The organism is Stenotrophomonas sp. STEN031, from assembly GCF_056759975.1.
The window spans coordinates 46,676-71,599 of record NZ_JBRREA010000004.1; the positions used below are offsets into that span (position 1 = coordinate 46,676).

Here is a 24,924-nt window from a genome sequence, read left to right on the forward strand (position 1 = left end):
ACAAACGGGGAGAGAATGAATGGGCATCGCGTTGATATTGCTGATCTTTCTTGTGGTGGTTGTCGCAGTTGTGGCGATGGGCGTGGGCATCTACAACGGGCTGGTGCGGGCGCGTAACGCCTACAAGAACGCATTTGCGCAGATCGATGTCCAGCTGCAGCGGCGTTTTGACCTGATTCCCAACCTGGTGGAGACCGCCAAGGCCTATATGAGCCACGAGCGGCAGACGCTGGAAGCGGTGATCGCCGCGCGCAGCGCTGCGCAGTCAGGTTTGGCCGCAGCCAAGGCCAATCCCGGCGATGCGGCGGCCATGGCGCAGCTGGCGGCGTCGCAGGGGCAGTTGAACGGTGTCCTTGGCCGGCTGATGGCAGTGGCTGAGGCCTACCCGGAACTGAAGGCCAACCAGAACATGATGCAGCTCAGCGAAGAGCTCTCCAGTACCGAGAACAAGGTGGCATTCGCGCGCCAGGCCTACAACGACGCGGTGATGGGCTACAACAATCGCCGTGAAACCTTCCCGGCCAATATCTTCGCCGACATGTTCAATTTCTCCACCGCGGCGTTGTTGGACATCCCGCTGGAGAAGCGCGAACAGGTGCGCGAAGCGCCCAAGGTGCAGTTCTGAACCCGACGCAGGCGTAACAGGGGCGCGGGATGAATTTCTTTGAACACCAGGCCCAGGCGCGGCGCAATTCCGGGCGGCTGGTGCTGCTGTTTGCGCTGGCGGTGCTGGCCATCGTGCTGATGGTGGATATGCTGGTGTGGTTGAGCACCGGCAGCGTTCGCGGTGTGCTGTGGAGCAGTGTGCTGACGCTGGCGGTGATCGGCCTGGCCTCGTTGTACCGGATCCGCTCGCTGAGTGACGGCGGTGAGGCGGTGGCCGTGCAGATGGGCGGTACCGAGGTGCCGGCAGATACCCAAGATCCGGCGTTGCGGCGCCTGCGCAACGTGGTGGAGGAGATCGCCATCGCCTCCGGCGTACCGATGCCGCGGCTGTATGTGCTGGAGCAGGAGGCAGGCATCAACGCCTTTGCCGCCGGTTACTCGCCCGCCGATGCGACCATCGCGGTGACCCGCGGCACCTTGCAGCGGCTCAATCGTGACGAGCTGCAAGGTGTCATCGCGCACGAATTCAGCCACATCCTCAATGGTGACATGCGCTTGAACATCCGCCTGATGGGTGTGCTGTTCGGCATCCTGATGCTCAGCGTGATCGGCAAGCGTGTATTGCTGCATATGGGGGGCGGCACACGGGCGCGTTTTGGCCGCAGTACCGGGCCGGTGTTTGTGTTGCTGCTGATTGGACTGGCCGGCATCGCCATCGGCAGCATCGGCGTGTTCTTCGGGCGCCTGATCAAGGCGGCGGTATCGCGCCAGCGCGAAATCCTCGCCGACGCCTCGGCGGTACAGTTCACCCGCCAGACGCAGGGCCTGGCAGGTGCCTTGAAGAAGATCGGCGGGTTGGATGATGGCTCACATCTGGCTGATCGCGCCGGTGCGGAGGAGGTCAGCCACATGCTGTTTGGCGAAGGCTTGCGGCTGTCCAGTTGGTTTGCCACCCATCCGCCGCTGATCGAGCGCATCCAGCGGCTGGAGCCTTCCTTCCGTGCCGAGCAGTTGCAGAAGCTGCGTGGTGGCTGGTTCAGTGCGCCGCCTGATGGGCTGGCCGAAGATCGGGTGCTGGGACTGGCCGGGCGCGACGCGCCCAGCGTGGACGCGCTGCTGCCGTCACTGCCAGGTACAGCGCAGCACCTGCGAGTCGATCCAGCGTTGGTCGCGGCACAAGTCGCGACCCCGGCCGACGACGATTACCAGCAGGCGATACGGTTGGCCGGCAGTCTGCCGATGCCGCTGCGCGCCTTGGCCGCTGATCGTGACGCGGCGCAGCCCTTGCTGTTGGCGATGCTGCTGGACAACGAGGCCTCGGTGGCCGCGCGACAGCGCGAGGCGGTATGCGCACAGCTGGGGGAACCGATGGCCGACCGCGTGTCGGCCATTGCGGCGGGTCCCTTGCGTGACCTGCACGCGGCACTGCGGCTGCCATTGGCAGCGTTGGCGTTCCCGACGCTGCGCAGCTTGCCGCGCCCGCAATTGGCGGCCTTCATGCGTTGCATTGATGCGCTGACCCATGCAGACGGCCGGATCTCGTTGTTCGAATACTGCCTGTCGCGTTTGTTGCTGGTACAGGTGCAGGCAGCCCTGGATCCGTCGCGACACCTGCATTTTGGTCGCCGCAAGGCCATTGGCGTGCAGCGCGAGTTCGCGATTTTGTTGTCGGTGGTGGCGCGCGCCGGCAACCCCGGTGACGAGGCCGCCGCACGGCGCGCCTACCTGGCCGGCCTGCAGCGCATCCTGCCGCAGGATCATCTGCCATATGCGCCGCCGGCAAACGGCGTATTGGCGCTGGATGCGGTCTGGGCACCGTTGGACTCGATGGATCCGCTGGCCAAGCAGCTGCTTGTGGAAGCAGTGACTGCAACGGTAAGCCACAACCAGCGGGTCAACGTCGCCGAGGCCGAACTGCTGCGGACCATCTGCGCCACCTTGCATTGCCCACTGCCGGCAATGCTGCAGGTGGTCTGACAAGCGCGTAGCCCGGGTAAGCGCAGCGCACCCGGGGCTGTTGGCAGACAGTTGGAGCGGTTGCTGATCCTTGCTCCCGGGTGCGCTGTGCTGACCCGGGCAACATCAGTGCGGCTGCCGAACCCTGCTGCCAATCAGGTTGGCTTTTGTTCTTGTCGTTGCCTGCAGAGGCAAGGCCTGAAATCCAAACCCCGCAACTTTTCCGACTGCAGCACCAAGTGTCATTCCAGCAACAGCCCCGCCGCGCGCTCGGCGATCATGATGGTCGGCGCATTGGTGTTGCCGCTGACCAGGCTTGGCATCACCGAGGCATCGATTACCCGTAAGCCATCGATGCCGCGCACGCGCAGCTGTGGGTCGACCACGGCGGCGTCATCGCTGCCCATGCGGCAGGTGCCGACCGGGTGGTAGATGGTCTCGGCCTTGGCGCGGATGAAGGCTTCCAGACCGGCATCGTCCAGGTGCTCGTCGGCAGGGAACAGCGGTGATTTCCGCCACGGCGCGAACGCCGGCTGCTGCAGGATGTCGCGGCTCAGCCGCGCCGCCTCGACCATCATCTTCAGATCGAAGCCTTCGGCGTCGCTCAGGTAATTGGCGTGGATGCGGGCGGGTACGGCCGGGTCGGCGCTGGCCAGGGTGATGTGGCCGCGGCTGCGGGGGTGCAGGTAGCAGGCGTGCAGGGTGTAGCCATCGCCGGGCAGGCGGTTGCGGCCGTGGTTGTCCAGCATTGCCGGCACGAAGTGGAACTGGATGTCGGCGCGCTCGTCCGCAGCGAAGCGCGAGCGCACGAAGCCACCGGCCTCGGCGACATTGCTGCTGCCGGCGCCGCGGTGGCCGCGCAGGAAGTAATTCAGGCCGATCATCACTTCGCTGGCGCGGTCGTAGCTGACGCCGGGCACGCTGCGGTACAGGGTGCAGATATCCAAATGGTCCTGCAGGTTGGCGCCGACGCCGGGCTGGTCCAACTGCACACCGATGCCGTGCGCGCGCAGCGTAGCGGCCGGGCCAATGCCGGACAGCATCAGCAGTTGCGGCGAGTTGATCGCACCGGCGCTGAGCAGCACCTCGGCGGCGGCATGCAATTGCTGGCGTTGCCCGCCTACGCGCAGCTGCACGCCGGTAACGCGCCCTGCGTCGATCTGCAGCCGTTCCACCATTGCGCCGGTGAGTACCTGCAGGTTGCTGCGCGCGCGCACTGGCGACAGGTAGGCGGCCGCTGAGGAGCAACGCGCGCCGTTCTTCTGGGTGACCTGGTACAGGCCGACGCCTTCGTGGCGGGGACCGTTGAAGTCCGTGTTGTGGACATGGCCGGCTTGCAGGCCGGCGGCGATGAAGGTTTCGCTCAGCGGATTGACATGGCGCAGGTCGGCGACCTGCAGCGGGCCGTCGGCACCGTGCAGGGCGTCGGCGCCACGTGCGTTGCCCTCGCTGTGGCGGAACCAGGGCAGCACGTTGTCCCAGTGCCAACCGCTGGCACCGGCCTGCGCCCAGCGGTCGTAGTCACCGGCCACGCCGCGCACATAGCACATGGCGTTGATCGAACTGGAGCCGCCCAATACCTTGCCGCGCGGCCACCACAGGCGGCGGTTGCCCAGCGCCGGTTCCGGCTCGGTGTCGTAGCTCCAGTTGAGGCGGCGGTTGTTGGCCAGCCGGGCGATGCCGGCCGGCATGTGGATGAAGGGGTGCCAGTCGCGCGGCCCGGCTTCGATCAGCAGCACCCGTCGCTGCGGGTCGGCGCTGAGCCGGTTGGCCAGCACGCAGCCGGCCGAGCCGGCGCCGACAATGATGTAGTCGAATTCCTTCACAGCGTTCCCCCTCCCAGGTCACTCAGGATAGAACGGCACGTTGTATCCGAGTAAGCCTTGGCGCACTGGCGATGTTGCAGTGCATTAGATACCGTACGCGCTTTGTCGCCCCCGGAGTTCCAGATGCCGCTGTCTTCCTGCTGCCCGTTGCTCCGGGGTGCTGCATGACTGCTGCCAGCAACTCCGGACCCGTGTCGCGGCTGCTGCAGGCCCTGCGCGGCTCGCCGCCGCTGTGGTGGTCGTTCCTGTACTTTTTCTGCCTGCTCAGCGGCTACTACGTACTGCGCCCGGTGCGCGAGGCGATGGCGGCCTCGGCGGACATGGAGGCGCTGTTCCCGCCGGCACTGATTGCCTGGTTCGCTGGCCATGGCATGCCGCTGAAGGATTTCACCCTGCAGTTCCTGTTCTCCTGCGTGTTCGTGATCATGCTGGTGCTGCAGCCGCTGTACGGCTGGCTGGTCAGCCGCCATCCGCGGCGGGTGTTCCTGCCGCTGGTCTATGGCTTCTTCATCGTCACCCTGTTCGTGTTCTACGGGATGTTCAATGCGGGCGTGCCGGGGCGGGGGGCGGCGTTCTTCTTCTGGACGACCGTATTCAACCTGTTTGCGGTGGCGGTGTTCTGGAGCTTCATGGCCGACGTGTTCTCCAACGCGCAGGCGCGTGCCTTCTACGGCTACATCGGCGCGGCCGGCACGGTGGGTGCCTTCCTCGGGCCGATCATCACCAGCTCGCTGGTGCAGCGGGTCGGCATCGCCAACCTGATGCTGGTCTCGGCCGGCTTCCTGTCGATCTGCCTGTTCTGTATCTGGAAGTTGCGGCCGTGGGCGGTGCAGCGCGAGCGCGAACAGCAACTGGCCGACGGCGAGCAGCCGATGGGCGGCAGCGTGTTCGATGGCCTGAAGCTGATCGCGCGCGAGCCGCTGCTGCGCTGGCTGGCCTTGATGGTGCTGTTCGGCGTGGGCGTGGGCACCATGCTGTACAACGAACAGGCGGCCATCGTGCGCCGGCTGATCACCGACCCGGCGGCGAGCACGGCGTTCTATTCGCGCATCGACCTGGCGGTGAACGCACTGACCCTGATCATCCAGCTGGCCCTGACGCGCTGGTTGCTGTCGCGCTATGGCGTGGCACCGGCGCTGCTGATACCGGGCATTGCGATCATCATCGGCTTCTCGATCGCGGCGGCCTCGCCCTTGCCGGTGATGGTGGCGGTGATCCAGGTGCTGACCCGGGCCAGCGAGTTCTCGCTGGGCAAGCCGGCGCGCGAGACGATCTATACGCGGGTGGACCGGCAGTGGCGTTACAAGGCCGGTGCGGCGATCGACACGGTGGTGTACCGCGGTGGCGACCTGACCTTCGCCTGGGTGCACAAGGGCCTGTCCCTGCTCGGGTCACAGGCGGTGTTCGTCGGCGGCGCGGCGGTTGCGGTGCTGATGACGCTGTCGGCGCTGGGCGTCTTGCGCGAAGAGAAGAAGCTGCCGCAGGATCGCTGAGTGATTACCCCACGGCGGGTTGCCGCTGTGCTGCGAGGATGAGATGGCAATGAGCGTATTGGGCGCAAGTGCGATGGCGGTGACACTGCTGGTGGCAGTGTTGCATGTGTACTTTCTGGTGCTGGAGATGTTCCTGTGGACCAAGCCACAGGGTCTGAAGACCTTTCGCAATACGCCGGAGAAAGCGCAGGCCACGCGCGTGCTGGCGGCGAACCAGGGGCTGTACAACGGTTTTCTTGCGGCAGGCATCATCGCCGGGGTGGTACTGGCGCAGCCGGTGCTGGTGACGTTCGCGCTGGTCTGCGTGGTGGTGGCCGGTGCCTATGGCGCGTACAGCGTCAGCCCGCGGATCTTCTACGTCCAGGCCGTACCGGCAATCGTGGCGCTGCTGCTGCGTGCCCTGTAATGCCGAGCCATGCTCGGCAAGGGCCTTGCCGATAGATCACCGGTAGTGCCGAGCCATGCTCGGCAGAGGCGTTACCGATAGATCACCTGTAGTGCTGAGCCATGCTCGGCAAGAGCGTTCCCGACAGATCATCTGTAGAGCCCCTGCCGAGCATGGCTCGGCACTACAGTGGCATTGCCGGTAATCAGCGGCTGATGTACAGCGAGAATCCCAGCCACAACGGTACTGCGTACAGCACCGCACCGAGCACGAACAAGGCGGTCAGCAGGTGCACGCGCCAGTCATTGATACGCAGGAAAACGAATTGCTCGATGGTGCGGCCCAGCCAGAACACGGCCATGAAAGCCAACACCACATGCCCCAGCCGGGTATCGAGCAGTTCGCGGGTGAAGGCCAGTGACAGCGCGCCCATCCCAAGAAACACATAGACAAGGCGCAGGTTGAGGATCTGCATGATCGCGCGGTTGGCAGCGCTGAGCTTTGCCAGCTCGTGTTTCCAGCCGAACAAACGCCAGAACGCGAGGTGGAACAGGGAAAAACCCAGGCAGTGCAGTCCGCCAAGACGCAGCATCCATTCCGCGGTCTGCATGCGTCAACCTCCGCTGCGGCTGGGACGTGGTGATACCCACATCGCGATGATGGCCTGGAATACCTCGGTACCGGCCGCATCGGTGACACTGACCTGCACCGGCAGGTCGTAGCCGTGCTCGGCACTGATGATGGGCTGCTGCGGGGTTGCCACCGCCTTCAACACGCCCAGCGCCTTGGCCTGGTATTTCACTTCCATGCCCTTGGGGATCCAGCGCATGTCGGCAGGCAGGCTGGCATCGACCATGACCCCGCCGACCAGTTCGGCCAGGTTGCACATGGCGATCGCATGCACGGTACCGATGTGGTTGCTGATGCGGCGGCGCTGGCGGATCACGCCTTCGCAGCGGCCCGGTTCCAGCGCGGTGATCCGCGGCGAGATGCTGGCGAAATAGGGCGCCTTGAAGCACACCGCGCGGGAGAACAACCAGTTGCCGGCGGGCCAGCGGGAGAAGCGACGGTAAAGCGACAACAGAGGCGCGGTCATGGTGTAGGGCGTCCTGATATGAAAACGGCGGGCACCAGGCCCGCCGTTGTTGTTGCTGGGTAGTGGCTTACGCGGCCTGCTGCGGCTGCGGGCGCTGCTTGCCCGGCAGGTCGTAGTAGCCGGCCGAACGCAGTTCATGCGGCTCGAAGTCGTCCACGGTGATCGTGTCCATGGTGATCTCGCGCAGCTCTTCCAGCAGCTTGCGCTCGTCCTGGGTGATCACGCCCTCGGCCACGGCCTCGTCGAGCTGGGTGGCGAAGGTCAGCGCCTCGATACCCTTGGTCTTCAGCGCCTTCAGGAACTTGCGCTCGACCGGCTCGGCCATGATCGCCTTGGACAGGTAGCTGTTGATGCGGCCACCCGGGTTGTTGGCGCAGGGGGTCAGGAACACGCCCTGGGCCAGGCGGTCACGCGCTTCGCCCGGTGCCATCAGCGTTGCCGCAACACGGCGGCTCAGGCGATCGCCCGGGGCCTCGGCGCGACGGCCGAACGGGAAGATCAGTGCCCACATCAGCCAGCCGATCGGACGGATCGGGAAGTTGCGCAGCGCCGCCGACAGCGATTCCTCGATCTTGTGCACGCTGTCGTGGAAGGCCCAGGCCAGCAGCGGCTGGTCAGCCTGCGGTGCGCCCTCGTCGTGGTAACGCTTGAGCATGGCGCTGGTCATGTAGATGTGGCTGAGCACATCACCCAGACGGCCGGACAGCGATTCCTTGAACTTGAGCTTGCCGCCGAGGGTCATCATCGAGATGTCGGCCATCAGCGCCAGGTTGGCCGAATAACGGTCCAGCTTGCGGAAGTAGCGGCGGGTGTAGGCGTCGCCCGGGGCGGCACCGAAGCGCGCACCGGTCAGACCGAACCACAGCGAGCGCACGGCGTTGGAGATGCCGAAGCGGACATGGCCGAACAGTGCCTGGTCGAATTCACGCAGGCCGGTCTTGCGGTCTTCGTCCTGCGCGGCCTTCATTTCCTTCAGCACCCACGGGTGGCAGAGGATGGCGCCCTGACCGAAGATCAGCAGCGAGCGGGTCATGATGTTGGCACCTTCCACCGTGATGGCGATCGGTGCGGCCTGCCAGCTGCGGCCGGCGAAGTTGCGCGGCCCGAGGATGATGCCCTTGCCGCCGATCACGTCCATCACGTCGGAAATGACTTCGCGGCTCATGTTGGTGCAGTGGTACTTGGCAATCGCCGACGGCACCGACGGCACGTCGCCACGGTCAACCGCAGCGGCGGTGGCCTGCGACAGTGCGCTGATCTTGTAAGCCTTGCCGCCAATGCGGGCCAGTGCTTCTTCCACACCCTCGAAGCGGCCGACCGACAGGCCGAACTGCTTGCGGATGCGTGCATAGGCACCGGTCACCACCGCACCGGCCTTGGCACCGCCCGAGGCGGTGGAGGGCAGGGTGATGGAACGGCCAACGGCCAGGCACTCGTTGAGCATGTTCCAGCCCAGGCCACGCTTCTCGGCACCGCCGATCAGCTGGGTCAGCGGAATGAACACATCCTTGCCGCGGATCGGACCGTTCTGGAAGGTGGAGTTCAGCGGGAAGTGGCGGCGGCCGATTTCCACGCCGTCGGTGTCACGCGGCAGCAGCGCCAGGGTGATGCCGATGTCCTTGGTGTCGCCGAGCAGGCCGTCCGGGTCGTACATGCGGAAGGCCATGCCGATCAGGGTCGCGACCGGCGCCAGGGTGATGTAGCGCTTGTCGAAGGTCAGCTTCAGGCCCAGCACTTCCTCGCCCTTCCACATGCCCTTGCAGACGATGCCGAAGTCGGGGATGGAGGTGGCGTCCGAGCCGGCGAACGGACCGGTCAGGCCGAAGCAGGGCACTTCCTGGCCGATGGCCAGGCGCGGCAGGTAGTAGTCCTTCTGCTCCTGGGTGCCGTAATGGTTGAGCAGCTCACCCGGGCCCAGCGAGTTGGGCACGCCGACGGTGGAACTGACCACGCTCGATACCGAGGCCAGCTTCTGGATGACCTTGTGGTGGGCCAGCGCGCTGAAGCCCAGGCCGCCGTATTCCTTCGGGATGATCATGCCGAAGAACTTGTTCTTCTTGATGTAGTCCCACAGTTCCGGCGGCAGGTCGGCGTGGACGTGGGTGATCTCGAAGTCGTTGACCATCTTGCACAGTTCTTCCACCGGGCCATCCATGAAGGCCTGTTCCTCGGCGGTGAGCTGCGGCTTGGGGTAGTTGAGCAGGATGTTCCAGTCCGGGTCGCCGGTGAACAGCTCGCCTTCAAAGCCGACCGAGCCGGTTTCCAGGGCGATGCGCTCGGTCTTGGACAGCGGCGGCAGCACCTTGCGGAACACACCCATGAACGGCGCGGTGATCAGCGGCTTGCGCAGGAACGGCAGCAGCACCGGCACGCAGATCAGCGCAACGATGGCGGCGGCGACGATGATCGCGGTCTGGTTGACTCCGGCAAACCAGCAGATGGCCAGGGCCACCACGCTGATGACCGTCCATACGACGAGTCGCATGCGGTGGTAGGCAACAAAGGCACCTGCAAGCAGCAGGGCCAGGAAAGGTACGACGATGCTCATGGACGTGCTCCGGTAACGTGCTCGGTTCGGGCGGACGCTGCGGAAGGCAGTGCGTCCAGATAGTTCAACACAGCGGCGGTAAACGCATTGTTGTCATCGCCGGCCACCATGTGGGTGGCGTGCGGCAGATGGACATGCTGTGCGTGTGGCACCAGCGCCATGAATTCTTCAACGGTCTGCGGCGAGACCAGGTCACTGCGGCCACCGCTGACCAGCAGCAGCGGGCACTGCACTTGTCTTGCAGCTTCGGCAATCACGCCCTGGTGCTGCTCGCTGTCGCGCGCCAGCTCATCGACCAGGCGCGGATCCCAATGCCAGTTCCAGCGGCCATCCTTGCCTGGGCGCAGCAGCGCACGCAGCGAATCTTCGCTCTTGCGTGGGCGGTGCGGCATATAGGCGGAGATGGTGTCGGCTGCGGCCTGCAGCGAGACGAAACCGTCGGGGTGCGCGCTCATGAAGGCAAGAATGCGCTCCACACCGCGGGTCTCCCAGCGCGGGGTGATGTCCACTAGCACCATCGCCGCGAACAGGCCCGGCCAGCGCGCTTCGGCCATCAGCCCGAACAAGCCGCCCATCGACGCGGCAACCAGCACCGGCGGACGCGGCAGCTCGCCGGCGATCACGATCAGGTCATCGGTGAACTGATCGCCGTGATAGGGCAGATCGCTGGCATTCCAGTCCGAATCGCCATGGCCGCGTGCGTCATAGCTGAGCGTGGCGTGGCCGGCAGCGTTGAGGGTTTCCGCGGTAGCCGTCCAAGCGCCGCGGGTCTGGCCGAAGCCGTGCGCGAACAGAATGCCGGGCTGCTTGCCGCTGTGTCGGGATGCACCCAGGCCAGCGCCATGTGCGCCTTCGAGGCGTATGTCTTCAGCGGATACGGATGAGGGAGTGGACATAACCATACCTGATGGTATGGAAAGGCCCGAAGTGCTGTCAATACCCGGGAGTATGGAAACGCGTCAGGGCGATGTCGGGGTACCGGAGCCGATCCATCAATCGCCGGATTGTCCGTGCTTTTGTCATCCACATACTGCAACCAGTCCCCGCCGTATGGTTAAATCTGCCCATGAACGATTCTTCAGTTTCCAGCACCGAGTCCCGCAGCACGCGGCAAAACCGTCTGAGCGCGGATGACTGGGCGCAAGCGGCCTTGGACCTGATCGCCGAGCAGGGTGTGGGTGCGGTGGCGGTCGAACCGCTGGCGCGCAGGCTGGGTGTGACCAAGGGCAGCTTCTATTGGCATTTCCCCTCGCGCGACGCGCTGTTGCAAGCGGCCTTGGAGCGCTGGGAAGTCGTGGAGCAGCAGCAGGTGTTCGGCAGCCTGGAGGAGGTACCGGACCCGCGCACCCGTCTGCGTGCGCTGTTCCAACTGGTCGCACATGAAGTCACGCCGCATGTGATCTACAGCGAGTTGCTCAAGGCGCTGGACAATCCAATGGTGCGGCCGGTGATCGACCGCGTTTCGCAGCGGCGCATGGAGTACCTGATCGCCTCGTTCCGCCAGGCCGGGCTCAGTTCCACCGACGCGCGCCACCGTGCGCGGCTGGCCTATGCGGCGTATGTCGGTTTCCTGCAGTTGTCGTTGCAACTGCAGCAGCCCAAGCAGGCGCGTGAGGATTTCGAGGCCTATGTCGAGCACGTGATCGAGACCTTGATCCCGAACGGTTGAATCGACTGACCGCGCATGAGCAAGAAGGGCCGCAGCAATGCGGCCTTTCTTTTGCTTTGAGCTTGCTCCTGCAGGCGATGATGGCCGCAAATGGCGCACCCGTTGCGCAGCCCGGATCGGCGCGGTGCCGAGATCCCCGGTGAGCGCCTGCTCGCGAGATCGGCGTCGAGCGAGTGGATGTCCGAGATTGGTCCAGGGCATTGCCGGACCATCGCAACCTGCAAAAGAAAACGGCCCGGGAATCCCGGGCCGTTCTGTTTCAACCGATCAGACTACGATCAGAAGCGCTGACGGTACTCCATGTAGTAGTAGCGCCCCGGGGTGTCGTACTGGTAGTCGAAGCTGTTGGCGAACGCCTGCGTCGCCACCGGCGGTTCCTTCGCGAACACGTTGTTCACGCCCACCGACACGGTTGCATTCCACGGCACGTTGTAGCGTGCCTGCAGGTCGTGATAGGTGGTCGCGGCCAGCTTGTTCTGCGGGTCCTTGCCGGTAGCGGTGACCCGGTTCGGGTCGCTGCACAGCGATGCGACCGTCGGGTACTTGCAGTTTTCGACCAGGCTGGAGAAGTAGCGGGTGGTCCAGGTCAGGCCGAAATCGCCGTAGGTCCAGTTCGCGGTCAGGTTGGAGCGGATGCGCCAGACCGGGGTGTCCTTGACGTAGGTGCCTACGGTCGAAGCATCCCAATCAGCGTCAGGCGTGGCCTTGGTGCGGTAGGACGACATGTAGGTGCTGTCCCACACGAACGAGAAGGCGCCGATGCTGGTATCCGGCAGCGAGTAACGCATGGTCAGGTCGTAACCTTCCACTTCGGTCTCGCCCAGGTTGGCCAGGCCCATCTTCAGGTAGGTGATCTGGCCCAGTGCGTTGCGGGTCAGGCCGTCATTGACGATGTCGCACCAGCTCTGGTTGCCTTCCACATAGCACTGGTCAAGCATGTAGGTGACCTGCGGACGGCTGATCACGTTCTTGATGTTGATCTGCCACCAGTCCAGCGACACGTCGAAGCCCTTCAGGAAGCTCGGGCTGAACACGAAGCCCAAGGTCTTGGAGGTCGAGGTTTCCGGGGTCAGCTCCTGGTTGGAAACCCAGTCGAACGGCCACGGGGTCTGGTCACCATACTTTTCACGCTGCTTGTAGGCGGCGGAAATGCCGGCTGCGGCGCAGCGCTGGGCCACGGCGGCGTTGCCGATGAACGGGCTGTCGCTGGAGCAGGGGTCGCCGTAGCCTTCGTACGATGCGGAACCGCCACCGAACATGTTGGAGATCGACGGTGCACGGAAGCCTTCGGCCCAGTTACCACGAACCAGCAGGTCGGCGTACGGCTTCCACTTGAAGCCGAACTTGCTGTTGATGGTGTTGCCGAAGTTGCTGTAGTCGGAATAACGCGACGCCACGCTGAACTCCAGCACTTCGGCGCCCGGCAGATCCTTCAGCAGCGGGATGGCCAGTTCCAGGTACAGGTCGTCCAGGCTGTAATCACCGCTGGTCGGCTGACGGGCGTTGCCCGAGCTCATGCCGGCCGAGACGAAGGCGTCCGGCAGGTCGTAGCCGGATTCCTTGCGGTGCTCGTAACCCGCTGCGAAGCCCATCATGCCGCCCGGCAGTTCGACGATGTCGCCGGCCAGGTTGGCGGTGAAGCTCTTGCTCTTGTTCTGGAACTTGTCCTTGGCGGTGAACAGGATGTAGTCCAGCATTTCCTTCGGCATGTTGCCGGCACTGGACAGCGGATTGAACGGCACGCAGCCATCAATCACGGCACCCGGTGCGCCGCACTTGACCACGCCATCGGTGTCCATGAAGGACGCGCCGGTGGCACGGTACAGATTGCCCATGTTGACGTCACCGACCTGGGTGTCGATCTGGTCGTTCGAGTTGTAGCTCAGACCGGCATCCCAGTTGAAGTAACGGTCGGCAAACTGGAACGAACCTTCCAGGCCGCCATACCAATGCAGGGTCTTGACGTCCTGCTCATAGAAGCGTTCCTGTTCGACCAGGCGACGGTTCCAGTTCAGTTCGCGCGCGTCGGCCGCGCCCTTGGTCGGGTTGTAGTAGCTGTCTGCAGACAAGCCCTGGTCGCCGCCCATGTAGCTGCCGGCGCTCAGCGGGAAGCCGGCCAGCTGCTGGGCCGAGTTACGCTGGTTGTACAGCGCGTCGGTGCGCAGTGCGATCGAGTCGGTCAGGTCGTAGCGGCCCTGGATGTAGATCGACTTGCGCTCCTGCGGGGTGCGCAGGTAGTTGTCGGCGGCGTAGTTGTACTTGTCGTCATTGCCGTAGGCGTGATAGTTGCCCGGCAGAACGCGACCATCAGCATCCTTGTTGACAACCCAGCGGTTGATGCCGGCACGGGCGGCGGTGGCCTTGTCCTTGCTGCCGGCGATCGAATCCCAGTAGTCGACGTCGTCGGTGGGGGTGCCATCGACGGTCAGGTCCCAGATGCCGCCGTCAGCGGTCTGGCCGCTGTACTGGCTCGAACCCAGGCCATACACCGGATCGCGCGAGATCTTGCGTGCGCCGGCCATGACGGCCTTTTCCTTGACGTAGCTGGCGCCGAACACCAGGTTGCCGCGGTCGCTGCTGGTACCCAGGGTCAGGTCATAGCCTTCGCGCTCGCCGTCGCCCTGGCTGAACTGGCCGCGATACACATGGGCTTCACCGCCGTTGAAATCTTCACGGGTGATGATGTTGACCACGCCGGCGATGGCGTCCGAACCGTAGATCGAGGAGGCGCCGTCCTTCAGGACTTCGATGCGCTCGACCATGGCCGACGGGATGGTGTTCAGGTCGACGCTGCCGTCCAGGGCCGAGACCCAACGGCGGCCATTGACCAGCACCAGGGTGCGCGAGGAGCCGAGGTTGCGCAGGTCGACGCCGGAGGAGCCGTCGCCGCCGTTGTTGAACTGGGTGTTGATGGCAGCGCCGTTGGTGGCGATCTGCTGCAGCACGTCAGCGACGCTGGTACGACCGGTCTGCTGGATCGCTTCGCGGGTCAGGGTCAGAACCGGCTGCGAGGTTTCCGCATCAACCGAGCGGATGCGCGAGCCAGTGACCTGGATGCGATCCAGGTTGGTTGCGCCCTTGTCTGCATCCTGGGCGTATACGACACCGGTGGTGCCGGCGCTTGCGACAAGCGCAAGGACAACTGCATCACGCAGTTTGTTGGACTTGCAAATCATTGGTTCTCTCTCTCTGCCAAGTGGACTTGGTATAGCTGCGAAGGCCGCTGGCGGATCCGAAAGGCGGATCCAAAACCATGGGCTTGAGACCGATAGTACTTGCGACTGCAAATAAATTAAAGATTGGTTAATGAAGTTGTGGAAATGACTCCAATTCAGCAAAGGCGAGCCCGTTGTTTCCGGCGCATGCTGCAACGCAAAACGCCCCGGCAGGCGGGGCGTTCTCTGGATCTGACGTAAGAGTAAGGAGTTACAGGTCCTGCTCGTAACGGACGTACGGGATTGCTCCGTCGTCATTGCTTTCGTTACGGGGAGAGAAGGGGTTTTTGCCGCGTGTGATCACGTTTTCCGCGCCGACCGTGAGCTGGCCACTCCACGGGGTGCGCCAGGTGATGCCCAGGCCGAGGCCTTCCCACTTGCCGCTCTGGCCGGGCGCATCGACGACGCGGCCGATGACGTTGGCGCTGAAGGCACCATAGCCGCCGCCGACGGTCAGGCTCTTGCTGTCCCACTGGTCCACCACCGCAGGAGCGGCGTCGGTCAGCGGCACCAGGCGTGCCTTGGCATAGGTGCCGCCGATGGAGACGAATCCTTCGCGGCCGATGTTCTTCTGTCCGAATACGGTCAGATCATTCTGTTCGATGCGTGCCGCGCCGCTCTTGTTGCCGCCGGACAACCAGGCCGGCAAGGTATCGCGGCCGCTGCCGGCGCTTACGCCGACGCGTCCACCGGGCCGATTGAACGCGGTGGTGGCCGAGATGTGGCGGCCATTGTTGTCGTCGTCATCGCCGAGGCTGGCCAGCATGCAGTGGCTGGCCAGGCCGCCGATGCTGCTGCCGCGGCTGCTGTTGCAGAGCAGGCCGAGCGAATCGCCCGAGGACAGGCCAAACGCGGCATCCAGCGAGCTTTGACCAAAATTCCAGCGTGCGCCGGCGTTCTGGGTGCCCGTGGGTTCCAGGTAAAGCAGGGCCTCGACCTTGCCGCTGCCACGGTTCCACACCGGCAGTACGGTGCTGTCCATGGCGCGCGGCTTGCTTTGCGCATGCACGCCCGTGACCGCGCCAAGGGCGATCAGCAGGGCAAGCGGTAGGCGCAGTAAGGCGTTCATGGACTCAGTCAGACCCCGTTGGCGCCAGGAAGTTCCCGGCGCGTGAGCTCTCGATCCTATGCGGTTTATGGTTTCTTAACAAGTCTTCGCCCTCCCCAGAACGCAACTCGTTGGACCTTTATTGCAGCCGCTCAGGTGCTGGCTGATTGGCCGGTGTAGAACTGAACAATACGCCAAATTCTGCCAATGGGAAGTGATATTCCTGACCGCAGAACTCGCAGCGGACTTCGACCTGGCCGGTGGGCTCGGCGGCGGCGCGGGCTTCCTCCTCGCCGAGCGACTGCAGCATGGCGCTGACCCGCTCGCGCGAGCAGGAGCAGCCAAAGCGCAGGGCCTTGTCGCCGACCAGCTGCGGGTTCTCCTCATGGAACAGGCGGTGCAGCAGTTCGCTGGCCGGCAGTGCCAGCAGTTCGTCCTGGCCGAGGGTGTCAAACAGGGCGCCTGCGCGGATCCAGCCGTCCTCATCGCCTTCGTCGCCGGGCAGTTTCTGCAGCAGCAGACCGGCGGCATGTTCGCCATTGCTGGCCAGCAGCAGACGCGTCGGCAACTGCTCGGAATGGCGGAAATAGTCCTCGAAGGCTTCGTCCAGGCTGTCGCCGGTCAGGGCGACCAGGCTCTGGTAGCGCTGCGGCTCGCGTGGATCCAGGCCGGGATTCTCGATGGTGATGGCCAGCAGTGCGTCCTCGCCCAAGGCAGCGAGGGTGGACGGGGCGTCTTCGCCATCGTTCAGCTGGACGATGCCGCGCAGGGTGCCGGCCGAGGTGCACTCGGTGAACAAGGCACGCAGGGCGGTGCTGCTGCGCAGCTGAATGGACAAACGCCCATCGACCTTGGTGTGGCCGGTAAACAGTGCCGATGCCACGCTGGCTTCGCCCAGCAGTCGCGACGCGGCGGCCGGATAGTCGCCGTGGGACAGGATTTCACGCCAGCTCTGGCCCAGCCGGACATGGACGCCGCGCACACCGGCAGCGGGCAGGAGAAAGCGGACAAGCAGATCGGAGGTATCGGTCATGGGGCTGCATCTACGCGAGGTGGGGCCGGTGCCGGATAATGCGCCGGACAAATGGTTTTGCAAGGTGGATATCAATGGGGGCGGAGCAGGCCGAGCTCAAGGTGGAGCAGGGGGCGGGGAGCGGGCGTCGCCGGCGCTGGTTGCGGTGGTTGCTATGGGCACCGGTGCTGTTTGCCGTGTTCAGTGTCTTGCAGGTGCTGGTGCTGCGCTTCGTCGACCCGCCGTTCTCCACGGTGATGGTGTTCCGGCAATTGGAAGCGCTGGCGCAGGGCGACTGGAAGTTCCGTATCCGTTACCAGTGGTGCGATCTCGACGAGATGGCGCGCAGCGTGCCGATCTCGCTGGTGGCGGCGGAGGACCAGCGCTTTCCCGAGCACAATGGTTTCGACTTGAAGGCCATCGAGAAGGCGCGCAAGCACAACGAGCGCGGTGGGCGTCTGCGTGGTGCCAGCACGATCAGCCAGCAGACCGCCAAGAATGTGTTCCTGTGGCAGGGCCGCAGCTGGCTGCGCAAGGGGCTGGAGGTCTGGTACACGGTGCTGATCGAGGCCTTGTGGCCGAAGCAGCGGATCATCGAGATGTACGCCAATGTGGCCGAGTTTGGTGATGGCATTTATGGCGTGCAGGCGGCATCGCGCAGCTACTGGGGCAAGGATGCGGCACGCCTCAGCCCGGCCGAGAGCGCGCGCTTGGCCGCGGTGCTGCCGTCACCGCGACGCTACAGCGCGGCCAAGCCGGGGCCTTATGTGCAGCGGCGTGCGGCGTGGATACAGCGGCAGGCGCGCCAGCTGGGTGGTGCGGACTACGTTGATGATGGCAATTGAATGCGCGGCTCTGGGTAGACTTGCGCAATGAGCCAGCCCGAACGCCTGACCCTGCTGATCACCGCTTTCAACGAGCAGGATGCATTGCCGATGCTGCATCCGCGCTTGTGCGCGCAGCTGCAGGCGCTGGAAGGGTGTGTGGATGGCCGCATCCTCTACGTTGATGACGGCAGCAGCGATGCGACATGGGCGGTGATGCAGCAGTTGGCGGCACAGGAGCCGCGGGTGTCGGCGCTGCGGCTGTCGCGCAATTTCGGCAAGGAAATCGCGCTGACGGCGGGGCTGGACTTCGTTGAAGAAGGGGCGGTGATCCTGCTGGATGCCGATGGCCAGGATCCGCCGGAACTGATTCCTCGTTTCGTCGCGTTGTGGCAGCAAGGCTATGACGATGTCTATGGAACACGCGTGGAGCGCGGGGGCGATGGTTGGTTGAAGCGCTTCACCGCCGCGGGTTTCTACCGGGTGATGGGGCGCTTGTCGAAGACGCCGATCCCAGCCGATACCGGCGATTTCCGGCTGTTGTCGCCACGTGCGTTGGCTGGGCTGCGACAGCTGCGAGAACGCCACCGCTTCATGAAGGGCCTGTTTGGCTGGGTCGGCTATAAACGCGTCGCGCTGCCTTATCGACGCGAGCCGCGGCTGGCGGGAAGCAGCAAGTTTGGCTTCTGGAAATTGTGGAACTTCGCGTTGGAGGGCATTACCAGCTTCTCCACCGCGCCCTTGCGGGTGGCAACCTACCTGGGCTTGTTCACTGCCGCCTGCGCGTTCGGCTTCGCGCTGTTTGTTGTCGGCAAGGCGGCGTTGTACGGCGACCGGGTTGCTGGCTGGCCGACGATGATGGCGGCAATCCTGTTCCTGGGCGGGGTGCAGCTGATCGCGCTGGGCTTGATCGGTGAATACCTCGGGCGTCTCTACATGGAGGCCAAACAGCGCCCGTTGTACCTGGTTGACACCTGGCAGCCGGGGAACGTGGCAGTATCTGCGTCATTCGCCAGCGCAGGAGAACGCCATGCAGACCGTTCGACAGTTGCTCGGGGCCAAGTCCCCTGAAATCCACGCGGTGCCACCCGATGTGGCGGTGGTGCAGGCGATCCGCCTGATGGCGGAGAAGGGCATCGGCGCGGTGCTGGTGATGGAAGGGCGCAAGCTGGTCGGCATCCTTTCCGAACGTGACTATGCGCGCAAGATCGTGTTGATGGACCGTTCCTCAGCCACCACGCCGGTGCGCGAGATCATGACCGGCGAACTGGTGACGGTGGCACCCACGGTGTCGGTGGAGCAATGCCTTGCGTTGGTGACCGACCGCCGCATCCGCCACCTGCCGGTGCTGGATGGCGACGAGGTGGTGGGCGTGATCTCGATCGGTGATCTGGTCAAATCGGTGATCGAACAGCAGCGCCAGGAACTGGGCCAGCTGCAGCAGTACATCACTGGCACCTGAGTCGGGTGGCGCTACCTGGCGTAGTGCCCGCCACACTGCACGTCCTTGCCCGGACCGGTTTCGATGGTGGCCAATAGTGCGGCCGGCGGTGCGATGCTGGCCAGGGTCAGGGCGATGGCGCCACGGATGCCCAGTGCCTTGAAGTCGGGGCGGAACGAGGGATCCTTGAAACTGCCGCCCACCCGCAGCGGTGAACGCAGCGCCAGGATGCTGACATCCTTGGGGCGTGGACGCAGCAGCAGGTCCAGTTGCTCCTGCTTGAGGCTGATCGTGCCTTCGCCGATGAGCAGCGTATCGGTGGTATCGAAAGCCAGCGCGCGTGAGCGCATGAGGCCATCGTGCACGCCGAAGTCAGCAAAGGCGCAACGTAGTGGAATCTGCTTGTCGCCGGTGAACAGGAACTTCAATGACTCGGCCACGTCGAGCCCGGCCAGTTCCATCAGCAGGTTGCCGATATGGCCACGGCCCATGCCCAGTGCGACATCGCCGTTGCTGCTGCCCAGCATCGCGGCGATGGAGTTGCCGTTGCCGCTGAGGCGGATGTTGCCACTGATGCCGCCGGAAGCCTGCTCGGCCAGCTTGGCATCGGGGAACAGCTGGCCCAGCTGCACCCCGCGCAGGCTGGCGTTGAATGTTGTGTTGATCTGCGCACGGCGTGCGTCCATGCGGACGGTGCTGCGGATGTCACCGCCGGCGACGCCGAAGTTGAGCGGCTCCAGCCGCAGCAGGCCGTTGTCCAGCAACAGGTGCGCATCCATGTCGTCCAGCGGCAGTTTGGGTGCATTGATGCGCTGTGCCTTCCAGCGTACGTCCGCATCCATCGCCCGCAGCTTGCCCAGATTGTAGGGAGTGTCCGGCAGGACGGTGGACTTGGCGGCGAGTTGCGCGGCTTGTGCTTTCTGCGCGGCATTGGCGGACTCGTCGCCGCCGGTCTTCGGCGGGGCGCCGATGAAACCGGCCAGATCGTCGAAATCCAGGCGTTTGGACAGCAGGTTGGCGGTCAGTCGCGGGCGTTCGCCGGCCACGTCGATCTCGACATCGCCAGCCAGGTCGCTGTCGCCGACGCGACCGCTGAATTTCTCGTAACGCCAGCGCTCATGATCACGCTTGAGCCGACCGTCCAGCTGATACGGCGGCGACGAGGGAATGGCGATGCCGATCAGCGGATACAGGTCGTCCAGATCCTGCCCGCTCAGCTGGAACTGCAGGTCGAATACCTGAAGTTGGAAAGGATTGGTCAGGCTGCCACGCGCGATCGCGTGGGTGGCGCCGGCGCGCGCATCCAGATGGATGCGGAACGGGTGATCGCTGTTGCTCAGCTCCAATGGCGATTCGGTGCCGCCGGAGAGGGTGAAGGCGGCACCGCGCCAGCGCCCTTTGCCCTGCACCCGTACCGGTGGCGCAGCGTCGGCCTGCCGGGTCTCGCCGCTGCGCACCGCCAGGTCGATGTTGCTGCGTCCCAGTGTGTCGATGAACCGCAGCCGGCCTTCGTTGATACGCAGGCTGTGCAGTTGCACGACCTGTCCGCCGCCGCCATCGAGGAAGTTCCAGTTGCCGGGTTCACCCTTGCGCGGAGCCGTCTCCAGCAGCACGTCGGGGTGGCTGAGGCGGATCTCCGGCAGCTGTACGCTGCCGCGCAGCAGCGGCCACAGGCGAATGTCGATCTCCACGCGGTCGGCGCTGGCCATCTGCGCCTGCCTGGCCCAACGGGCATTGGCAAAGGTGATGCGATCGCCGCGAATGGTGGTGGTGCGGCCCAGGTCTACATCCAGGTTGCCGATCTGCAGTACACGGCCGGTGCGTGCCTGCACCGCGCGCTCAACCGGCCCCTTGAACCAGTTCCAGTCCCACAATAGGAGTAGCACGATGGCTGCCACGAGCATGGCGGCGGCTGCCAAAAGCCAGCGCTGGCCGCGTTTGCCGGGGCGTTTGATTCGCCAGCGCGCCGCGGACGGCGTAGCCGGGGGCGGGGAAGTATTCACGGCCCCATCCTGGACGGGGCCGTGTTCACATCACGCGAAGCACGCATTCGCGTGATGTGCAGGACGTGTCGTTAGACCCTTGATGGATGTCGCTGGCCTTACAGGATCTGCGCGGTCACAGAGACGAAATGGCAGACGCTGCCGGCAATCACGAACAGGTGCCAGATCGCGTGCGAGTAGGGCAGCTGTTCACGGTGATAGAACACGGTGCCGAGGGTGTAGAAGACGCCGCCGGCGAACAGCCAGCTCAATGTCCAGCCATCGATCGAGGCCCACATCGGCTTGATCGCGACGATCACCAGCCAGCCCATCGCGATATAGATCGCGGTGGAGAGTTTCTTGAAGCGACCGGTGTAGAACAGCTTGAATACGACGCCGAACAGGGCGAGCGCCCAGATCGCGCCAAACAACCCCCAGCCCCAGGGGCCACGCAGGCCGATCAGGGTGAAGGGCGTATAGGTGCCAGCGATCAGGATGTAGATCGCGCAATGATCGAAGATCTTCAGTCGACCCTTGGCAATCGGGTGCTGGATGGCGTGGTACAGGGTGGAGGCGGTGTACAACAGCAGCAGGGCGACGCCGAAGACAATGGCGCTGGCCAGTTGCCAGCCATCGCCGTAGATCGCGGCAAGGGTGATGAGGACGGCGCCGCCAGCCAGTGCGCTGACCGCGCCCAGACCATGGGTGAGGGCGCTTGCGACTTCTTCGCGGATCGATGCAACGGTTGCAGTCATGGGAATGAGGGCGCGGGCTGGGGGGAGGCCCGGTGCCCGCTATCATCACCCCGAACGGCGGCGTATGCACGCCGCCATCAGAACCTAGGCCACCGAAACCGTGTGCGCTGCTTCACGGGTTGCAGAGAAACGTACGTCCGGCGCACGTTCCTGGGCCAACTGCAGGTTGACCCGGGTGGGGGCCAGGTAGACCAAGTGGCCGGCGGCATCGATGCTCAGATTGCTGGCGTTCTTCTCGCGGAACTCTTCCAGCTTCTTCGCGTTGCTGCAGCTGATCCAGCGTGCCGTATTGACCGACACCGGCTCGAACACCGCTTCCACGCCGTACTCGTCCTTCAGCCGGTAGGCGGCCACGTCGAACTGCAGCACGCCGACCGCGCCCAGGATCAGGTCGTTGCTCATCAACGGGCGGAAGAACTGGGTGGCGCCTTCCTCGGACAGCTGGGCCAGGCCCTTCTGCAACTGCTTGAGCTTGAGCGGGTCGCGTAGGCGGGCGCGGCGGAACAGTTCCGGGGCGAAGTTGGGGATGCCGGTGAAGGTCACCGCCTCGCCTTCGGTGAAGGTGTCACCGATGGAGATGGTGCCGTGGTTGTGGATGCCGATCACGTCGCCCGGCCACGCTTCGGCGGCGATCTCGCGGTCGCTGGCCATGAAGGTCAGCGCGTTGGCCAGCTTCATTTCCTTGCCGGTGCGTACGTGGAAGGTCTTCATGCCGGCGGTGAACTTGCCCGAGCACACCCGCATGAAGGCCACGCGGTCGCGGTGCTGCGGATCCATGTTGGCCTGGATCTTGAACACGAAGCCGGTCAGCTTGTCTTCCTGCGGGGCGATGTCGCGGCCGGTGGTGGCACGCGGCTGCGGTGCCGGCGCGTGCTTGACGAAGAAGTCCAGCAGCGGCTGCACGCCGAAGTTGTTGACGCCCGAGCCGAAGAACACCGGGGTCTGCTTGCCGGCCAGGTAGGCCTGCACGTCGAACGGATGGCTGGCGCCCTGCACCAGTTCCAGCTCGTCACGCAGGTCGGCCAGCATTTTCTCGCCGATCTTCTCGACCAGGCCGGGGGCATCCAGTGATGGGAAGATGGTCGAGTCCTGGCGGGTGAAGTTGCGGCCCTGTTCGTACAGGTGCACTTCGCCGGTCAGCAGGTGCACCACGCCCTTCAGGCGCTGGCCCATGCCGATCGGCCAGGTGACCGGGGCGCACTGGATGCCGAGCACGGTTTCCACTTCATCCAGCAGCTCGATCGGGTCCTTGCCCTCGCGGTCGAGCTTGTTGATGAAGGTCATGATCGGGGTGTCGCGCAGGCGGCAGACTTCCATCAGCTTGATGGTGCGCTCTTCCACGCCCTTGGCCACGTCGATCACCATCAGCGCCGAGTCCACCGCGGTAAGCACGCGGTAGGTGTCCTCGCCGAAGTCGGCGTGGCCGGGGGTGTCGAGCAGGTTGACGATCTTGTCTTCGTACGGGAACTGCATCACCGACGAGGTGACCGAGATGCCGCGCTCCTTTTCCAGCGCCATCCAGTCCGAGGTGGCGTGGCGTGCGGCCTTGCGGCCCTTGACCGAGCCGGCCATCTGGATCGCGCCCCCGAACAGCAACAGCTTTTCGGTCAGCGTGGTCTTGCCGGCGTCAGGGTGGGAGATGATGGCGAAGGTGCGGCGGCGCGCGGCTTCGGTGGCGACTTCGGACATGGCAGGGGCGCCCGCCCGGGCGCATCAGAAACGAATGAACCGGCGATTATACCTGCCGCCAGCCCAGCAAGGATGACCAGAATCCCCGGTACTGCCAACCCATGCTCGGCAGGAATCCCCGGTAGTGCCGAGCCATGCTCGGTAGGGGTCTTCCCAAAAATCCCGGCCCTGTAGTGCCGAGCCATGCTCGGCAGAGGCCTTCCCAGGCATCCCACCTGTTAATGCCGAGCCATGCTCGGCAAGGGGGCCTCACCGGTAAAGCCCCTGCCGAGCATGGCTCGGCACTACAGGCGAAGCAGGCTGTTCAGGGCGCCTGCCGGGGAAACCTCAGCTCGCCGCGCGCGCTGCCCATGCGGAACGGAATCGAGCGCAGCGCCAGCCCGGTATTTGCCTGCACCACGAAATGCAGGTGCGGACCGCTGCTGTGACCGGTGTTGCCGGACAGGGCGATCGCTTGCCCCGCGGCCACGTTCTGTCCGCGGCGGACGCTGGCGCTGCCGGCCTGCAGGTGGGCGTACAAGGCCATGCTGCCGTCGCTGTGCAGGATGCGCAGCAGGCTGCCCTGCTCATGGCTGTCGACCACCTGCATCACCCGGCCGGCACGTGCGGCCAGCACCGGGCTGCCCTCGGGCAAGGGGAAATCCACCGCGTACAGGTTTTGCGCATCGGTGTGGCTGTAATGCCCGGCGAAGGCCTGGCTGACCCGAACGCTCGTGCTCCGCAGCGGTAGCAGGTAGAGGTGATCCTCCGGCTGGGTTGCCGGGTCGCCAGGAAACGCGTCCAGGGCCAGCCGCAGTGGATTGCCATCATCTGCCAGCCATAACAGGCTGCGCTTCTCGCCTGCGGCCAGCACGGTGGCGGCCGGTACCCGGCTATCGCCCTGCAGGCGGACCTGTACCGGGCCGGCGGTCAGGTTGCTGACCACGGCGCTGCGTCCGCCTGCGCGTGCCTGCAGCTGCAGGCTGGCGAAGGCGTCCGAGCGGGATGCCGCAACCACGTGCGTCGACGCAGCAGGCAGCCCCCAGGCGTCGCGCCAGCGGCTGCCTGGGCTGGCTTCGGTGTCGCTGGCACATAGCAGTGCCAACGACAGCAGTATGGGAATGGTGCGGGGCACAGTGAGACGTCCTTGGCGCGGTACCTGATTGTGCCTGTTTGGTTGCCCCGGAAACTTATTCATCTCTTTATGCGAATAAAGCGATTGACATGCCCGCGGGGCGCTGGCAATGTAGCGTCACCATCGAGACCGGCAGAGGGACAGGCCCTTTGAAGCCGGGGCAACCAGCGGACGCGCAAGCGGCTGCGTTTGGTGCCAAATCCTGCGGTGACCTCCGTGTCCGCCGAAAGATGGTTCGTTCCGTACCGCGTGTACGGCGAACACG

Annotated in this window: 20 protein-coding genes and 1 riboswitch; of the genes, 8 read left to right on the forward strand and 12 right to left on the reverse strand. The window is 64.8% G+C overall.

Annotated elements, in window-relative coordinates:
• Window positions 1-19 precede the first annotated feature (19 nt).
• Together ACVOLQ_RS02690 and ACVOLQ_RS02695 are read left to right on the forward strand one after the other, a co-directional pair.
• Complete coding sequence (locus tag ACVOLQ_RS02690) at window positions 20-625, forward strand: LemA family protein (protein ID WP_481526978.1); 606 nt, start codon at window positions 20-22, stop codon at window positions 623-625.
• A gap of 29 nt (window positions 626-654) precedes the next feature.
• The gene (locus tag ACVOLQ_RS02695; RefSeq protein WP_481526979.1) at window positions 655-2,583 is read left to right on the forward strand and encodes a M48 family metallopeptidase; all 1,929 of its coding nucleotides are present in this window, start codon (window positions 655-657) and stop codon (window positions 2,581-2,583) included.
• 221 nt (window positions 2,584-2,804) lie between these two features.
• On the opposite strand, the gene ACVOLQ_RS02700 is transcribed toward ACVOLQ_RS02695, so the two are convergent.
• A complete protein-coding gene (locus ACVOLQ_RS02700; protein ID WP_481526980.1) occupies window positions 2,805-4,388 on the reverse strand; it encodes a GMC family oxidoreductase in 1,584 nt (527 codons plus the stop codon).
• A 164-nt stretch (window positions 4,389-4,552) separates the two neighbouring features.
• On the opposite strand from ACVOLQ_RS02700, the gene ACVOLQ_RS02705 reads away from it, so the two are divergent.
• Complete coding sequence (locus ACVOLQ_RS02705) at window positions 4,553-5,881, forward strand: NTP/NDP exchange transporter (protein WP_481526981.1); 1,329 nt, start codon at window positions 4,553-4,555, stop codon at window positions 5,879-5,881.
• A 49-nt stretch (window positions 5,882-5,930) separates the two neighbouring features.
• Window positions 5,931-6,287 (forward strand): DUF1304 domain-containing protein, encoded by a 357-nt coding sequence (locus tag ACVOLQ_RS02710; protein WP_481526982.1) that lies wholly within the window; start codon window positions 5,931-5,933, stop codon window positions 6,285-6,287.
• 184 nt (window positions 6,288-6,471) lie between these two features.
• Here ACVOLQ_RS02710 and ACVOLQ_RS02715 read toward each other — a convergent pair whose 3' ends face one another.
• From ACVOLQ_RS02715 to ACVOLQ_RS02730, 4 genes are all read right to left on the reverse strand, one after another.
• Window positions 6,472-6,876, reverse strand: a complete 405-nt coding sequence (locus ACVOLQ_RS02715) for a hypothetical protein (protein ID WP_313172906.1) — start codon at window positions 6,874-6,876, stop codon at window positions 6,472-6,474.
• Window positions 6,877-6,879: 3 nt separating this feature from the next.
• Entirely contained in the window at window positions 6,880-7,362 is a 483-nt protein-coding gene (locus tag ACVOLQ_RS02720) for a hotdog fold domain-containing protein (RefSeq protein WP_313172907.1), read from the reverse strand.
• Window positions 7,363-7,429: 67 nt separating this feature from the next.
• On the reverse strand, window positions 7,430-9,910 hold the full coding sequence (locus ACVOLQ_RS02725; RefSeq protein WP_481526983.1) for an acyl-CoA dehydrogenase: 2,481 nt from the start codon (window positions 9,908-9,910) through the stop codon (window positions 7,430-7,432).
• Window positions 9,907-10,812, reverse strand: coding sequence for an alpha/beta fold hydrolase (locus ACVOLQ_RS02730; RefSeq protein ID WP_481526984.1), 906 nt, complete (start codon window positions 10,810-10,812; stop codon window positions 9,907-9,909). The genes ACVOLQ_RS02725 and ACVOLQ_RS02730 overlap by 4 nt, the downstream gene beginning before the upstream one ends.
• A 164-nt stretch (window positions 10,813-10,976) precedes the next feature.
• Between ACVOLQ_RS02730 and ACVOLQ_RS02735 the strand changes: the two genes are divergently transcribed.
• Window positions 10,977-11,579 (forward strand): TetR/AcrR family transcriptional regulator, encoded by a 603-nt coding sequence (locus tag ACVOLQ_RS02735; RefSeq protein WP_313172910.1) that lies wholly within the window; start codon window positions 10,977-10,979, stop codon window positions 11,577-11,579.
• A gap of 278 nt (window positions 11,580-11,857) precedes the next feature.
• Here ACVOLQ_RS02735 and ACVOLQ_RS02740 read toward each other — a convergent pair whose 3' ends face one another.
• The 3 genes from ACVOLQ_RS02740 to hslO all read right to left on the reverse strand — a co-directional run bounded on the left by ACVOLQ_RS02740 (window position 11,858) and on the right by hslO (window position 16,875).
• Window positions 11,858-14,755 carry a TonB-dependent receptor gene (locus ACVOLQ_RS02740; RefSeq protein ID WP_313172911.1) on the reverse strand — a complete coding sequence of 966 codons (2,898 nt, stop codon included), beginning with the start codon at window positions 14,753-14,755 and terminating at the stop codon, window positions 11,858-11,860.
• A 250-nt stretch (window positions 14,756-15,005) separates the two neighbouring features.
• Window positions 15,006-15,863, reverse strand: coding sequence for an XOO1806 family protein (locus ACVOLQ_RS02745; protein WP_313493043.1), 858 nt, complete (start codon window positions 15,861-15,863; stop codon window positions 15,006-15,008).
• A 118-nt stretch (window positions 15,864-15,981) separates the two neighbouring features.
• Complete coding sequence (gene hslO, locus ACVOLQ_RS02750) at window positions 15,982-16,875, reverse strand: Hsp33 family molecular chaperone HslO (protein WP_481526985.1); 894 nt, start codon at window positions 16,873-16,875, stop codon at window positions 15,982-15,984.
• A 74-nt stretch (window positions 16,876-16,949) separates the two neighbouring features.
• On the opposite strand from hslO, the gene mtgA reads away from it, so the two are divergent.
• Genes mtgA through ACVOLQ_RS02765 form a run of 3 tightly spaced genes read left to right on the forward strand, consistent with a single transcriptional unit; the run spans window position 16,950 to window position 19,140 of the window.
• Window positions 16,950-17,699 carry a monofunctional biosynthetic peptidoglycan transglycosylase gene (gene mtgA, locus ACVOLQ_RS02755; RefSeq protein WP_313172914.1) on the forward strand — a complete coding sequence of 250 codons (750 nt, stop codon included), beginning with the start codon at window positions 16,950-16,952 and terminating at the stop codon, window positions 17,697-17,699.
• A gap of 27 nt (window positions 17,700-17,726) precedes the next feature.
• Window positions 17,727-18,749 carry a glycosyltransferase family 2 protein gene (locus ACVOLQ_RS02760; RefSeq protein ID WP_481526986.1) on the forward strand — a complete coding sequence of 341 codons (1,023 nt, stop codon included), beginning with the start codon at window positions 17,727-17,729 and terminating at the stop codon, window positions 18,747-18,749.
• On the forward strand, window positions 18,709-19,140 hold the full coding sequence (locus ACVOLQ_RS02765; RefSeq protein ID WP_313172916.1) for a CBS domain-containing protein: 432 nt from the start codon (window positions 18,709-18,711) through the stop codon (window positions 19,138-19,140). Before ACVOLQ_RS02760 ends, ACVOLQ_RS02765 begins: the two co-directional genes overlap by 41 nt.
• A gap of 11 nt (window positions 19,141-19,151) precedes the next feature.
• On the opposite strand, the gene ACVOLQ_RS02770 is transcribed toward ACVOLQ_RS02765, so the two are convergent.
• From ACVOLQ_RS02770 to ACVOLQ_RS02785, 4 genes are all read right to left on the reverse strand, one after another.
• Complete coding sequence (locus ACVOLQ_RS02770; protein ID WP_481527046.1) at window positions 19,152-21,023, reverse strand: AsmA family protein; 1,872 nt, start codon at window positions 21,021-21,023, stop codon at window positions 19,152-19,154.
• 197 nt (window positions 21,024-21,220) lie between these two features.
• A complete protein-coding gene (trhA, locus tag ACVOLQ_RS02775; protein ID WP_481526987.1) occupies window positions 21,221-21,856 on the reverse strand; it encodes a PAQR family membrane homeostasis protein TrhA in 636 nt (211 codons plus the stop codon).
• A gap of 84 nt (window positions 21,857-21,940) precedes the next feature.
• Entirely contained in the window at window positions 21,941-23,545 is a 1,605-nt protein-coding gene (locus tag ACVOLQ_RS02780) for a peptide chain release factor 3 (RefSeq protein ID WP_481526988.1), read from the reverse strand.
• Between the two features lie 304 nt (window positions 23,546-23,849).
• Window positions 23,850-24,659, reverse strand: a complete 810-nt coding sequence (locus tag ACVOLQ_RS02785) for a M23 family metallopeptidase (RefSeq protein WP_481526989.1) — start codon at window positions 24,657-24,659, stop codon at window positions 23,850-23,852.
• Window positions 24,660-24,776: 117 nt separating this feature from the next.
• A riboswitch (SAM riboswitch) is annotated at window positions 24,777-24,896 on the forward strand.
• Window positions 24,897-24,924 lie beyond the last annotated feature (28 nt).